This is a genomic window from Enterococcus mediterraneensis, assembly GCF_900604485.1.
GTDB classification, from domain to species: domain Bacteria; phylum Bacillota; class Bacilli; order Lactobacillales; family Enterococcaceae; genus Enterococcus_C; species Enterococcus_C mediterraneensis.
Genome location: NZ_UWOP01000001.1, coordinates 1353971 through 1368048, shown reverse-complemented (window position 1 = coordinate 1368048; position 14078 = coordinate 1353971). Strand labels below are relative to the sequence as shown.

Genomic DNA, 14078 nt, shown 5'->3' with positions numbered 1-14078 from the left:
ACTACTGTTGCACCTCAGCCTTCTTACCTAACATTCTGTTAGCCATAAAAATTGCTACAAAAATCGCAGTTACTCCCGCAACCAATTTACCAACCATCATTGGAAAAATCATCTCTTTTGCCACCCCTGCTGTAAATCCTAAATGATCTCCCAGCACAAATGAAGCAGATACAGCAAAAGCCACATTGATAATTTTCCCTCTATTATCCATATCCTTCATCATTTGGAACATGGGAATATTATTGGCCAATGTAGCCACCATTCCAGCCGCTGCAATTTCATTCATTCCCATCGCTTCACCTAATTTGAGCAATGGTTTATTAAATACTTTCGTGATAAATGCTACCAAACAAAATGCACCTGCTAAAGTAAGCGCAATTCCACCAACAACCTCGATTCCTTCTGAAACAGGTGCAATACCTTTGATCAAAGTAATTCCTACTAATTGTTGAATCGCTCCAATAATCAAACCAAAAATTGCTACAATGACGACTCCTTGACCAAATACAGTAAAACCTTTAATCATGCCATCTGGTATAAGCCATAATCCTAAGATAATTAAGGCAGCTACTAGTACGATTGGTACTAAGTTTGATAAAATCATACCTATTGGCATACCAGCTACTAAACCACCAACAAAACATCCGATTGGGATTGTGATGATACCGCATAAAACACCTGTTGCTAAAAAACGCTGGTCTTCTTTTTCAATGATTCCCAAGGCTACTGGAATTGTAAATACAATCGTTGGTCCCATCATTGCACCTAAAATCGCACCAGCAAACAAACCTGCTTGCGGATCATGCGCCATTTGCTGCGCTAGAGCAAACCCTCCCATGTCATTAGCTAATAGGGTCGTTGCAAACATTGACGGATCGGCACCTAATAAAGTATAAACAGGTACGACAATTGGACTTAAAATATTGGCAAGTACCGGTGCTAAAGTAATAATCCCCACCATGGACAATGCCAAAGATCCCATAGCCATAATACCTTCTTCAAACTTTTCGCCCAGTCCTAGCTTATTACCAATACATTTATCGATTCCGCCGATAACCATAAAAAGAACCATGATATACATAATAATTTCATTGATACTCATTTGATCGCCTCCTTAATTTTCCGTGTCTAAGGAATCTACTATTCCTACAATCATCGCGTCTATTGGAACATCCATTTTTTCTGCCGAGATTCTTGCCGCCTGACCTTGCGTGATCAAAACCATATCTCCAATTCCCGCACCAGCATTATCAGCTGCAATCAGTGATTTTTTTTGCTCTTTCGTTTCCGTATCCCAAACTTGCACAACCATAAATTTCCAGCCGTTTAACTTTTCATCTTTTCGTGTAGACCATACACTTCCTGACACTTTTCCTAATAACATATCGATCCGCTCTCCTTAAATTTCAATATCATGTTCTTTTGCAAAATCTTTTGCTAAAGGTGTCAAACGACTGTTTACAGGTAAGACTATGTTTCCGTGTTCAAATAACTGTATCAATTTCTTTTCTGTAATAAATGAAGGTACAATCATACTCTTTGTTTTCGTTTCTTTAGGAATATCTCGCAAGATATCGACAAAAGATTGTTCTTTATCAAAAAAAACGATACCATAGCCCTGACATTGTTTTTGTATATCTTGAATTTTTTCTCTAAGTCTATATTTATTTTTCTGTAATAATTTTTCATAAGTACCCGCATCTCCTACCACCCAAACCGGTTTTCCTTTAAAAAGAAAATCTAGAATTTGTATACATAATTGATCTTGCGGCATTAAATTTGCAATACTTACTGCCTGTTTCAAAGATAGTGAATCTACAATAAGACCTTGAGCATTTGTTGTTTGATTTGCATCTACCCACTCTACATCATCCAATTCATAGATCATTTTACAGGGATAGTTTTTAAAAGGGGCATTATGGGCGATAATATATTTTTTAGTTCTAATTTGAGATTCATAGATTTTTTTTGTAACGAATTGGATAACGTTTTCAATTTCAGATACTTTCATTTATGAGCCTCCTTATTAAATTATGGCTCCGCGGTCCCCCTTATTCAGACCACACGCATTTGCCTCGTCGTAATCAATATGCATATATGTAGCAAATTTAGGACTGACACGTACTACAACATCATCAAAAATCAATGCACGTTCACTATTGATTTTTACCTTTACGATTTGACCATTCTCCACTTGATTTTTTCGAGCATCTTCCGGAGTCATATGAATATGTCGCTTAGCAACAATCAGACCTTTGTCTAAGTGAAGAACCTTATCGCCATTCATTAAGACAATACCAGGAGTATCTTCAATATTCCCGCTCTCGCGAATAGGTACCCTTATTCCCAACTCCCGTGCATCTGTTAATGACACTTCCACCTGTGAATTCTTTCTTTCGGGTCCTAAAATAACAACATTTTTAAACAATCCTTTAGGCCCTGAAATCGTAATTCTTTCTTGGCAGACAAATTGTCCAGGTTGAGAAAGATCCTTTACTTTTGTCAGCTGATGACCTTCACCAAATAACCTATCGATTGCTTCTCGAGATAAATGAATGTGTCTTCCTGAAGCTTCTACCTCAAAAGACAGTGTTTCTTCTCTTACACGTTTGACAACTTCATTTATAATCTCTGCAAGTTGTTCCAAACTTTTCATCTCCTACTCTTCGATATACGATTGAATTACAGCAAAAAAACTTTTACTCCATTGATCAAAAACTTTTTTCTTTTCTTCATCTGTCAATCTAATTTGTATTTTTCCAATTTGATAAGAAATCTCGCCAATTAAATATTGCCAACTACGAGTATTTTTTATCTTTTTTGATTTAAAGGGAGACGGTTCAGCAAAGCCTTGCATGGTGTATTGATTTTCAGAAAAATCTTTTAGCCATTTCTGTTGTTTCTGGAAAAATTGCCATTCATTTTCCTCGAAGAAAATTTCAGGTATTATTGGAAAATAAAGCAGGTTGATTAGATGTATAATCTCTAATTTCATTATCTGATCCGTATCTTTAGTAAATTGTCCAGAAATTGAGTGCTGAATAGATGAAGATGCTTTTTTTAAGTATTTTTCATTAGTTATCTCTGCTTTTTTTCGTATCTCAATATGATGTTCTCGTAAATAGCTTTGAGCAGAGGGAGTGAGTAAGCTGGATGATGAAACATCATAACATGCACCATCATAAAGCTCCTTTTTTAATATCAGTTGGCGAATCTTCTCTTCAGTGATTACTTTCATCAGCGTTCCCTTTCAAACTGAACGGAACTGTGACACAAGTCATTTTCCCGCTGCTCATGCCACAGTTCCTCTATTTTGTCTTTTTTACATTTCAGCAGCGTGAGGCAAAATAGCATCTACTTCAGAATGAGGCCGTGGAATCACATGAACAGACAGAAGTTCACCTACACGTTCGGCTGCTGCAGCCCCTGCGTCTGTTGCTGCTTTCACCGCACCGACATCTCCACGAACCATTACAGTAACTAATCCTCCACCCACTTGTTCTTTCCCAATCAATGTCACGTTAGCTGCCTTTACCATTGCATCCGCAGCCTCTACTGCTCCTACTAACCCACGTGTTTCGATCATTCCCAAAGCGTTTGTACTTGACATTATAAATTCCTCCATTTATATGTTTTTTTATTTTATTTATTACAATTTATTGTAATCGTGCTAATACTTCGGCTACCAAAGAATTAATTAATTCGTCTTTATTGTTTTGACTATTTTGCTCTGAGCATTCGTTTATCAGATCTTGTCCTTCGGCTTTCCGTAAATCTGCTAATTCTGTTGTACCATAAGCAACTCTTCGTAAATTGAATAGATTTTCGGGTGCAATATTATCTGATGTTGAACTTCCTCCTACAGCTCCACATCCCAATGTCAACGCTGGGACTAAATTAGTCGTTGCGCCAATTCCACCTAAAGATCCTGGAGTATTTACAAGTAATCGCGAAACCGGCTTTCTGAGACCAAATTCACGAATTACATCTTTATTTTCCGTATGAATGATCATCGTATGTCCTGCACCTTCACCTTTTAATATTTCTATTGAAAGGTCACAAGCTTCTTCCCAGTTTTCGACAGTATATAGTGCAATAATTGGTGCTAATTTTTCTCTAGAATATGGATATTGTGGTCCAACACGGCTTTCCTCAGCAACAATCAATCGACGATTTTCTGGAATATTTAATCCAGCCAGCTCAGCAATATGCTGAACAGAATGACCAACAATTTGTGGATTCATTGTACCGTTAGGTCGCAAAATAAATTTAGCTAACTTGTCAGCTTCCTCTTTATTCAGGATGTAGGCTCCTTGCCTGATCAATTCATCTTTGATCATCTGCTTATTAGCTTTTTCTGCAATAATCGATTGTTCAGATGCACAGATAGTTCCATTATCAAAAGTTTTAGAATCCATGATTTGTTTAACAGCAGTAGGTACATGAGCACTTTTCTCGATATAAGCTGGGCCATTGCCCGGACCTACCCCTATCGCCGGTGTTCCAGAAGAATACGCAGCACGCACCATAGCATTTCCACCGGTAGCTAATATTAAATTCGTATCCGTGTGAGTCATTAGTTCATGAGTGCCTTCCATCGTAGGAATCGTCATAACTGAAACACAACCTTTAGGTGCACCTGCGTTTTCAGCCGCTTGTTGTATGATTTCAACTGTTTCAATAATTGACTTTAATGCATTGGGATGCGGTGAAAAAACGATACTGTTGGCTGCTTTTAAGGAAATTAATGATTTATAGATAACAGTCGATGTCGGATTTGTTGATGGAACCAATCCGGCTATTACCCCTACCGGTACTGCAATTTCGGTTACTTTATTTATTGGATCTTCATTGACCACCCCCACTGTGCGCATTTCTTTTATATAGTTATAAACTGTTTTGGACGCAAAAGAATTCTTTAAAATTTTATCCTGCCATAGACCAAAACCGGTTTCCTCGCTAGCCATTTTAGCAAGTCGCTCTCTGTTATCGTAAGTAGCCTCTGAGATCGCTTGGACGATCCGGTCAATCTGCTGTTGAGAAAAAGTTGCTAATTCTTTTTGTGCTTGTTTCGCTTCTTTGATTAATGTGCGAACTTCTTGTACAGATTGTAAGTCTTTATCAATTAGTTCCAATCCTTCTCACTTCTTTCTATCTCTGTCATAATTGCAGTGATCAATGCTTGCTTATTAGCAAATTTTATTTCTGATTTTTTTAGTGTTTCAAGATTCATCTGATAAGCTTGTTTGCGCAATTCAACTACCTTTTTGTTTTGTAACGATTCTTTTAATTGATAGATCTTGGTTTGTTTTTCGACAGATTCTGTATTACTTGTTACAAGTTCTCCAATAGCTGATTTTCCCACAGGCTTTTCTGTTTGAATTTCTGTAACCGAAGAGAGAATATTATCTTTAGGTTTACTTATAATTCCAACCGTTTGATCATCGATTCTTGCAATCACATGATGAGCAATCAAACAATTAAGTTTTTTTGCAACTATTACTCCTGCACCAACTGCTGCATGAACCGCTGCAACATCACCAACTAACTCGATAGTGGTCAATCCTCCGCGAATAGTCTCTGCATTATTCAGTTCTACATTCGCTGCCTTCAACGCTGCATCTACAGCGCTGATAGCTCCTAAAAATCCACGTACTTCAATCATACCCAGCGCTCTCATCTAAACACTTCCTTAATACGCTAACGGTTGATCTGCAATATTTTGTACTGCCTGTGCAAATGCACCGCAAGCAGCTTTACATGCCGATTGGCTACCTGTCAACAAAGCCCCACCAAAGTTCGTTTCTGACGGAGGACCATAAAAAATTCCCATTTGAACATCTGCTGCTTTTAGTGCTGCATCTAATCCCACCATCGCTTCTAACGGTGGAGCAATAAGGTAAGCAATTGCTTCCCCTTCACGGATCTTAGCCTGTTCAGATAAAAAACGGCCTGAGCGTGAAACGACATGAGCAAAATAGGGAATACTGTCATCATCATTAGCACTAATAAAACTTGCTTCGTTTTCAATTACCTGAACGGCAATATCTAAGCCGCTATTGACTTCTGCAGGACTAGGTCCAGCTAAAATACCAATCACTTCACCCGCTAATTTAGTAGATGCGTTTCCTGCTCCAGCGTACATACTTTTTGCATAAACAACTTCAACATCTGCCGCTTTCGTTGCTTCGTCTAACGCTACATAAGTTACATCATCGCAATCTGAAGTAATGATCCCTAATGAACGCATCCCCGGTCTCAGCTCCAACTGCTCCGCTAATGCACCATCTGCATTGGGAATGATTTTGACGCTCAAAACTTTTGCGCCTAATCGATCATTTCTCACTCTATTTCCCCCTTACTCACTTTTTAAATCAATTCCAGATTTCTTTTTGTCCAGCATTTTTTTGATCAAATCTGCAATATACGCTCCAGCTTCAACTGCCGGTGTACCGCCACTATGAATGTTTGATATGACCGTTCTTCGCGCTTCCGGCATACCTACAGTTGGTCGATAGGCAACATATGCACTCATTGATTCAGCTGTAACTAATCCAGGACGTTCTCCAACAAGCAAACAAACTACTTCCGCATCTGTAATCTCACCTATCTTATCCATTGCTGGTACGCGGCAATATTTCACAAAAATGACATCTTCGAATTCTAGTTGGTGCATTTTTAAGCCTTGTTTTATGGAAGGAATAATATCCCGGATATTTGCTTCGATAGCTGCAGAGCTTAATCCATCTCCTACCATAATCTGGATTCTTGGATTCTTTGCAGTATTCTTCTTAATAAATTCAACCATCTCTTCACTAAAAATTCTTCCATGATCCGGTCTTGTTAGATATTCATCCTTACTTTGACAAATCGTTTGTGTAGGAATAAAACTCATCTCTTTGACTAATTGAGGATCAACATCCGAAAAAACCGCATCTTGCGCTGCGGCATGGTCAGCACGAAACCGTAATGATGATTGCGTCATATAGCGTGTTCCTGTTCTCCATACACCTATACGGGCAGGTGTATAAGATTTCATTTTCAGGTAACCATCTTTATTTTTCGGTTTGGGAATCAGTAACTGTTTTCGTAAATCAACTGATGTGATATCATCAATCATTCTTTCATCTGCAGATTCTACTGACTCAGCAAACTTTTTTCGTTGCATTGGTAATGCTGTTTTCCCTGGTACGGTAATTGAAGGTGGTATGCTTTCTTCTTTCTCTTCAACCATGTCAGCCAAGATATCTTCTATCATTTTTTTTAGTTCTACTTCATTCATCCCTTTATCCTCCTTCCCTATTTAAGAAATACTGATGCATCGCCCGCACATTCAGTCAGTTTTCCATTTTCCATAAATCCCATTTTTTCCATCCATTGCTCGAACTCTCTGATTGGTTTCAAACCAAACATCTCGCGAATTGTTGCTGTTTCATGAAATCCAGTAGTTTGGTAATTCAACATCACATCATCACCATGCGGAATCCCCATAATATACGTACACCCAGCTGATGCTAAAAGAACAGTTAGATTTTCCATATCATTCTGATCAGCTTTCATATGGTTGGTATAGCAAACATCACACCCCATTGAAATGCCTGTCAGTTTACCCATAAAGTGGTCTTCTAAACCTGCACGAATCACTTGTTTTGAATCATATAAATATTCTGGTCCAATAAAACCTACTACCGTATTGACAATATAAGGATCAAATTTCTTTGCTAATCCATAACAACGTGCCTCCATTGTCACTTGATCTGCGCCGAAATTAGCTTCCGAGGACAATTCAGATCCTTGACCAGTTTCAAAATACATAACATTTGGACCAGCAGCTTGCCCTTGAGATAGAGCCAATTCACGTGCTTCTTGAAGTATTGAAGCATTTATACCAAATGCCGTGTTTCCCTTTTCAGAGCCGGCAATAGATTGAAAGACCAATCCTGTTGGGGCACCTTGCCGCATTGCTTCCATCTGTGTAGTTACATGTGCCAACACACAAGTCTGTGTTGGAATATCCCACTCACTGCGAAATTCCTCAAACTTATTCAAAATACGTTTAACACTTTCCGTTGAATCATCTACCGGATTAAGTCCTATTACTGCGTCACCGGCTCCAAAGGATAACCCTTCCATAACAGATGCCATGATACCATCGATATTATCTGTAGGATGATTAGGCTGTAAACGTGCTGAGAAAGTTCCTTGACGACCAATCGTTGTATTCGCTGTTTTTTCAATATGAATTTTTTTAGCGCCAATAATCAAATCCATATTTGACATTAATTTACAAACAGCTGCAATCATCTCTGATGTTAGACCGCGCGAAATGTGTTTGATTTCAAAATCCGTAGTTTTGTCAGATAAGAGCCATTCTCTTAATTCTTCAACTGTCCAATTCTTGATTGATTCAAAAATACGCATATTCACTTGATCAATAATAATCCTAGTAACTTCATCCTTGTCGTAATCTACTACTGGATGATTGAATAAATCATTTAATGTAAGTTGGGATAAAACTACTTTTGCAGCAACCCGCTCTTCAGAACTTTCTGCAGCTACTCCAGCCAGCTTATCCCCAGATTTTTCTTCATTTGCTTTAGCCAAAACTTCTTTGACTGAAGAAAACTGGTAGGTATTGCCAAACAGCTTTGTTTTTAAAATCATTCTTTCTTCACTCCCTCTAATTAAAAATCAATGTTTTAACAATTACCGGTAAAACGGCTCCTTCTGCAACCGGTAAGCCAATGTCGATATAATCGCCATTTTCTACTTTGACTGAATCTAAACAGACGAATGGATATTTTTTAGGTAAAAAAGCGTGGAGACTGTGTCCAAGTGCTTTTGCCATATCCGTATCTACTATGATGATCAATGGGATTTTTTGTTTGATCAAAGAATCTAAGCCCAACACTATCCCTTCTCCATAACGTTGAATATCTGTAAAAGCTGGGTTCTTGATACCTTTAATTGCCAAAGCGATTTTGGGTACATCTCCTTCTAAAGAATGCCAATTCAATTTATCTATGATACGGGCGGCCATTTTCTCAGAAGTCAATACTTCGTCTTCTTGTGACAATTTTAAAATCGGCAAATTTTTGATTGGCAAAACTTGTTCTGTGTAAACAATCGTGCTGCCGCTTACTTCAGCCGTATGTGAGCCAGCACCTACAACTGTTGCACGAATTGTTTCACGTGACTGCAAGACTTCTTTTTCTGTAAACAAACGAGAATGACGTAGTCGATGACCTAGTAACAGACCAATATCACCATATTTAAAGATATCTGTTGGTCTGTCTTCATATAAGCAATCAGCAACACCTCCAGAAAAAGTGATTGCTGGAATTTCATTATCAAGCCGCAGTCCATGATTGGTAATAAACAGATCATAAAAATGGCTTTTACCAATACCAACACTATTTTCCAACACATTGACTAACTCAGAAATAATGGGTTGTAATAAATCAGGATCAACACGTTGCCCAACTGAAACCGGAGATTGTATTTCTTTGATTAGTTGTTGAACTTTAGGAGATATATACACGATTTTTTGTGTTTGGGGATTTATTTTGATCAATCGTCCCCCAATATCAAAACAAGCTGTGTCATAAATCTCTCCGTCTTTAAACACAGCTAAATTACTTGTTCCGCCTCCGATATCAATATTGACAATTGTTCTGTGCTGTTCTTTTGAAAACTCCTCTGTACCGGCTCCTTTTCCAGCAATAATACTTTCAAGATCCGGTCCAGCTGTTGCTACGACAAAGTCTCCCGCATAACCACTCAATGCTTGTAAAACTTTACTAGAGTTTACCTTTCTAGCAGTTTCACCAGTAATAATGACTGCCCCCATTTGGATATCTTCTTTTTTAATACCTGCTTTTTGATATTGCTCTGAGACAAATCTTTTGATAGGTTCGTCATTAATTTCTGTTTGACTAAGTAAGGGGGTGAACATGATATCGCTTTTAAATATGATTTTTTTTTCTGAAATAGTGATTCGCGGAACTGAAAAAGCCGAAGCAAAATTCTCGACTGTTAACTCAGAAAGAACTAATTGAGTTGTAGATGTTCCTAAATCAATACCGACAGTCAGCAATTTTTCTTTTTCCATTTCATCACCTCCCAATGAAGTTTTTTGCAACAAAAAAGACACTCAAAGAATAGTAAAATAATTTCTACTTTCTTTAAGCGTCTTTGCTTAATTTCAAACAACATCATTGGTGTTTTTTTCAAAATAGAAGCAAGTTGTAGTTCCTTGCTCATTCGATTCAGTTTTAATTTTACCTTTTAGCTTATCTTTAACATAACTGTTTACAATCATCAGGCCTAAGCTGCTGTCATACTTTGCTTTAGCATCATAGCCATGACCATTATCTTGAACCTTGATACAGATAATGTAATCATCTATTTGACCTGATAATTTGATTTTTCCTTTTTCATTTGATGCATAGGCATGATCAAAAATATTTTGGATTAATTCATTAACAATCAAAGAAATTGTTACCATCTGATCACTTTGGACGTAAATTTTAGGATCGATCTCTACTATCCATTCAATCTCACGAGAATTTGAAAATATATGTCGGAAATTATATACCACCGCTTCAAGTGTCTGGATCAAAGATACCTGATCCTCAACTTGTTTGGACAATAATTCATGCGTGGCAGCAATCGCCATAATCCGCCCAACGCTTTCTTTCAATACTTTTTTAGCCTCAGTACTTTTTGTCCGACGCTCTTGTATTCGTAAAAGAGAAACAACAGATTGTAAATTATTTTTCACTCGGTGGTGGATTTCACGAATAGCAGCCGATTTAGACACAATCTCTGCTTCTTTCTCCTTGATAGCTGTATCATCTTGAATGATAACAATCAGCTTTGCTTCACTTTCAATCCAAATCCGTTTGATTTTAAAATGGTATGAAAGATAAGTCGTTTCTGTGTTTAGTGATTCTGTAATAAAGGCATTTTTGAATTGATAAAGTGAATATTCAAAAGTAGTATAGTCTAATGTTAAGTTATCATAGTGCATTCCATAAATTTCAGTTCGATAACCTAATTTACGGTATAGCTCTTTAGCAACTTGATTTGAACTGATTAATATACCAGCATCATTGTAGATAAGGATTGCTTCCGCTAACTGGTCGACAAAACCTTCTTGAACTTGATAGATCTGTTTAATAACATTTGATATTTTAAAACCGTTAGACTGTTCAGCTTTAGCAAAATTCCCATCAAATTCTTGAATAATATCCTTTTCAACAATGATTACTCCTATTGTTTTTTTATTATTTCTTATAGGATAGATATTTTGTCTAATAGGACGATTTTCTTGTGACAAGGCCATTAACCCAATGGTATTGAGGCTTGTTTCCATTGTGCGCATAACTCCCGGCTCATTTTCCAATAATGCTGCTTGACCAATAACACGCTTTTGATACAGTGATTCTTTATTTTTAGGACGTTTATGGTAAACAACCAATGCTTCTTGTGTCATCTCGTTATACACATCGATAAAGACATCTGCATCTGCATATAAATTTTTTTCAGTGATATGCTGAGCAGTTTTGATAAGCTCTTTGATATCGCTTTCAAAAAGGCTCGTATATTTCTCACATAAGTAAACAATTTCCCTGATATCAGTCATCGTTCATCACGATCACTTCTGCAATTTCGCTCATACGCGCACGCTTATCCATGCTAAGTTTTCGAATCATTTGATAGGCTTCATCTTCAGTAATTCTGTTTTCTTTAACTAAAATCCCCTTCGCCTTTTCAATGATTTTTCTTTCCTCTAAGCGTATCTTGAGTTTATTGATTTCCGACATCAAGTCTTGAGTTTGTTTCCCTTTGGCAATACTCATCTCCAATGTAGGTACTAATGATTTCTCATCTAACGGTTTCACTAAATAACCGATTGCACCTATTTTTTTGGCTTTTTCTGTATTTTCTGTATCACTATAGGCAGAGAGAAAAACAATTCCATTAGCTAACCCATCCTGCGCAATTTTCTTTCCGGCTTTCAATCCATCTAGTATCGGCATTTGAATATCCATCAGCACAACATCAGGCTTCGTTTTTTTACAAATTTCAATTGCCTCAAAACCATCGGCGGCTTCACCAACTACTTCATATCCAGCTTCTAAAACAATGTCTCGAATATCCAACCTTGTAATAGGCTCATCGTCGACTATCACAATTCTTCCATTCATCTTTTTCACACCTTTACAGATTCACTTTTTATGTCTTAGTAATAGAACATGTTACTGAAAAATTCAAAATATTAGCCAATCCCTCAATAACTGCTCTAAGCGCTGCTTCAACTGAGCTGATATCACCAGTTATCACAACAGAGCCTGAGAACCGGTCAATAAATCCGATTTGGACATCTCCACTTTTGGTGGCAATATCAACAGCGATAATTGCCGCTTCACTGGGTGTAATCGTTAAAATACCTAACGCACTATTTGTCACAAAATTCAGACCTAATTTTGAATATAGCTCTTTGGTAGGGCTTGCAATTATATGCGCCAGTGTTACCTGTTTACCAGGAACATATTCTTGAATCATTCGTTGTTTTTCTTCCAACAGGTATCGCTCCCTAATTAAGCAAATAAAAAACCCTCAATAAATACGCAAAGCAACCATCACTTTTCGCTATTTATTAAGGAGCTTCTTTGCTCTTTAGTTTTGAAGCACCACGTTGTGCTAAATAAAGTATAGGTTATCTCTATAAAAGTGTCAATGATTTTTTAAGCGATTTCATTAATGATTTTTTCTATGTCGCTTATGGTTGCCTTTCTCGGATTCGTATTTGTGCATCCGTCAGACAACGCGCCCGAACAAATAGCATATTTATTCTTTTCAATTTCATTCTTTGAAATACCATGTTCTGTCAAAGTTTCTGGCATATCCAATTTTTTACGCAATTGTTTGATATTTCGTACCAAACGTTGAATACCAATTCGTGGATTTTTAGTTGATGTAGCACTATCAACACAATTTGCCAACATCATATATCGCTTGGCTGTTTCATTTTCTGTTATATCAAAACTTTCTAATGAGCCATTGAACTCAATGACACTAGGTAGCAAGATTGCATTTATACGCCCATGTGGTACATGAAGCAATGCTCCAGCAGCATGAGCAATTCCATGATTCAAACCTAAAGATGTCAAATTAAATGCCATGCCAGCTAAACACGATGCTAAATGCATTTTTTCGCGAGCTTCTTGATCCGATCCATCAATATAGGCTCTCTCTAAGTAATCAAAAACCAATCTTACTGTTTTTTCGCAAAGAGCATCTGCTACTACATTTGATTGACTGGATACATAAGCTTCAATAACATGAGTTAACACATCCATTCCCGTATCTGCAGTTATTTTGGGCGGAACACTCATAACTAATGTTGTGTCCAATAACGCAATATCCGGCTGTAACTCATTTTTGACTAGGGGAACCTTGATTTCTTTTTCTGGAATCGTGATTACAGAAAAATTGGTCACTTCAGATCCTGTACCGCTAGTAGTAGGGATAGCTATAAACTGTTCTATTTCCGTTTGAAGTGTTCGCTTACCAAAAAAATTCATAGCTTTTGCTGCATCAATAGCTGATCCGCCGCCGACTGCAATTATCACTTCTGCATGAAATTCATCCATTACTTGAATTCCAGATATAACCTTATCAATCGGGGGATCTGGAACAATATCACTAAAAACATAACAGTCATTTTTAGCTAGATTTTGCAAAACTTGATCAATAACACCTGAATGGACAAGAAAGGGATCTGCTACGATAAAGACTCGTTTATTTTTTATTTGTTCTAATTCACAGAGAGCATCGTTTCCTACCCATATTTCAGTTGGAAAATTGATTTTTTCCATTCTTTCGTTTCCTCCTTCTTAACTTTAATTCTGCAAAAATCAAAAAACGCTTCAAACAGATCTCTACAGAATCCGTTTGAAGCGTCGTTGCTTCTTTTGTATACACCATTGTACACCCGACTTTTACAAAATCAATGTACAACGATAATATAAAATTGTCAATACAAAAAGGGAATTAGCCATACATCAGTG

16 protein-coding genes are annotated in these 14078 nt (G+C 37.3%); all 16 read right to left on the bottom strand.

Features of this window, described 5'->3' with window-relative positions; all coding sequences use genetic code 11:
• Position 1: 1 nt before the first annotated feature.
• The 16 genes from eutH to EFB00_RS06585 all read right to left on the bottom strand — a co-directional run bounded on the left by eutH (position 2) and on the right by EFB00_RS06585 (position 13886).
• Positions 2–1102, bottom strand: a complete 1101-nt coding sequence (eutH, locus tag EFB00_RS06660; protein ID WP_122646082.1) for an ethanolamine utilization protein EutH — start codon at positions 1100–1102, stop codon at positions 2–4.
• Positions 1103–1114: 12 nt separating this feature from the next.
• A complete protein-coding gene (locus EFB00_RS06655) occupies positions 1115–1384 on the bottom strand; it encodes a EutN/CcmL family microcompartment protein (RefSeq protein ID WP_122646081.1) in 270 nt (89 codons plus the stop codon).
• A 15-nt stretch (positions 1385–1399) separates the two neighbouring features.
• Entirely contained in the window at positions 1400–2011 is a 612-nt protein-coding gene (locus tag EFB00_RS06650; RefSeq protein WP_122646080.1) for a hypothetical protein, read from the bottom strand.
• Between the two features lie 15 nt (positions 2012–2026).
• Complete coding sequence (gene eutD, locus EFB00_RS06645) at positions 2027–2656, bottom strand: ethanolamine utilization phosphate acetyltransferase EutD (RefSeq protein ID WP_122646079.1); 630 nt, start codon at positions 2654–2656, stop codon at positions 2027–2029.
• 3 nt (positions 2657–2659) lie between these two features.
• Positions 2660–3238, bottom strand: coding sequence for a hypothetical protein (locus tag EFB00_RS06640; RefSeq protein WP_122646078.1), 579 nt, complete (start codon positions 3236–3238; stop codon positions 2660–2662).
• Between the two features lie 84 nt (positions 3239–3322).
• Positions 3323–3610 (bottom strand): BMC domain-containing protein, encoded by a 288-nt coding sequence (locus EFB00_RS06635; protein ID WP_122646077.1) that lies wholly within the window; start codon positions 3608–3610, stop codon positions 3323–3325.
• Positions 3611–3656: 46 nt separating this feature from the next.
• Positions 3657–5135: an acetaldehyde dehydrogenase (acetylating) gene (locus EFB00_RS06630; RefSeq protein ID WP_122646076.1), complete on the bottom strand. Its 1479-nt coding sequence runs from the start codon at positions 5133–5135 to the stop codon at positions 3657–3659.
• A complete protein-coding gene (locus EFB00_RS06625; protein WP_122646075.1) occupies positions 5126–5680 on the bottom strand; it encodes a BMC domain-containing protein in 555 nt (184 codons plus the stop codon). The genes EFB00_RS06630 and EFB00_RS06625 overlap by 10 nt, the downstream gene beginning before the upstream one ends.
• Positions 5681–5692: 12 nt before the next feature.
• Positions 5693–6346 carry an ethanolamine utilization microcompartment protein EutL gene (gene eutL, locus EFB00_RS06620; RefSeq protein ID WP_122646074.1) on the bottom strand — a complete coding sequence of 218 codons (654 nt, stop codon included), beginning with the start codon at positions 6344–6346 and terminating at the stop codon, positions 5693–5695.
• 12 nt (positions 6347–6358) lie between these two features.
• On the bottom strand, positions 6359–7168 hold the full coding sequence (eutC, locus tag EFB00_RS06615) for an ethanolamine ammonia-lyase subunit EutC (RefSeq protein WP_420889760.1): 810 nt from the start codon (positions 7166–7168) through the stop codon (positions 6359–6361).
• A gap of 131 nt (positions 7169–7299) precedes the next feature.
• Entirely contained in the window at positions 7300–8664 is a 1365-nt protein-coding gene (locus EFB00_RS06610; protein WP_122646072.1) for an ethanolamine ammonia-lyase subunit EutB, read from the bottom strand.
• Between the two features lie 16 nt (positions 8665–8680).
• A complete protein-coding gene (gene eutA / locus EFB00_RS06605) occupies positions 8681–10111 on the bottom strand; it encodes an ethanolamine ammonia-lyase reactivating factor EutA (protein ID WP_122646071.1) in 1431 nt (476 codons plus the stop codon).
• A gap of 93 nt (positions 10112–10204) precedes the next feature.
• The gene (locus tag EFB00_RS06600) at positions 10205–11638 is read right to left on the bottom strand and encodes a histidine kinase N-terminal domain-containing protein (RefSeq protein ID WP_206423492.1); all 1434 of its coding nucleotides are present in this window, start codon (positions 11636–11638) and stop codon (positions 10205–10207) included.
• Between the two features lies 1 nt (position 11639).
• Positions 11640–12212, bottom strand: coding sequence for an ANTAR domain-containing response regulator (locus EFB00_RS06595; protein WP_122646069.1), 573 nt, complete (start codon positions 12210–12212; stop codon positions 11640–11642).
• A 28-nt stretch (positions 12213–12240) separates the two neighbouring features.
• Positions 12241–12588 carry an ethanolamine utilization microcompartment protein EutS gene (gene eutS, locus EFB00_RS06590; protein ID WP_122646068.1) on the bottom strand — a complete coding sequence of 116 codons (348 nt, stop codon included), beginning with the start codon at positions 12586–12588 and terminating at the stop codon, positions 12241–12243.
• A 164-nt stretch (positions 12589–12752) separates the two neighbouring features.
• A complete protein-coding gene (locus EFB00_RS06585; RefSeq protein ID WP_122646067.1) occupies positions 12753–13886 on the bottom strand; it encodes a 1-propanol dehydrogenase PduQ in 1134 nt (377 codons plus the stop codon).
• Between the last annotated feature and the right edge of the window lie 192 nt (positions 13887–14078).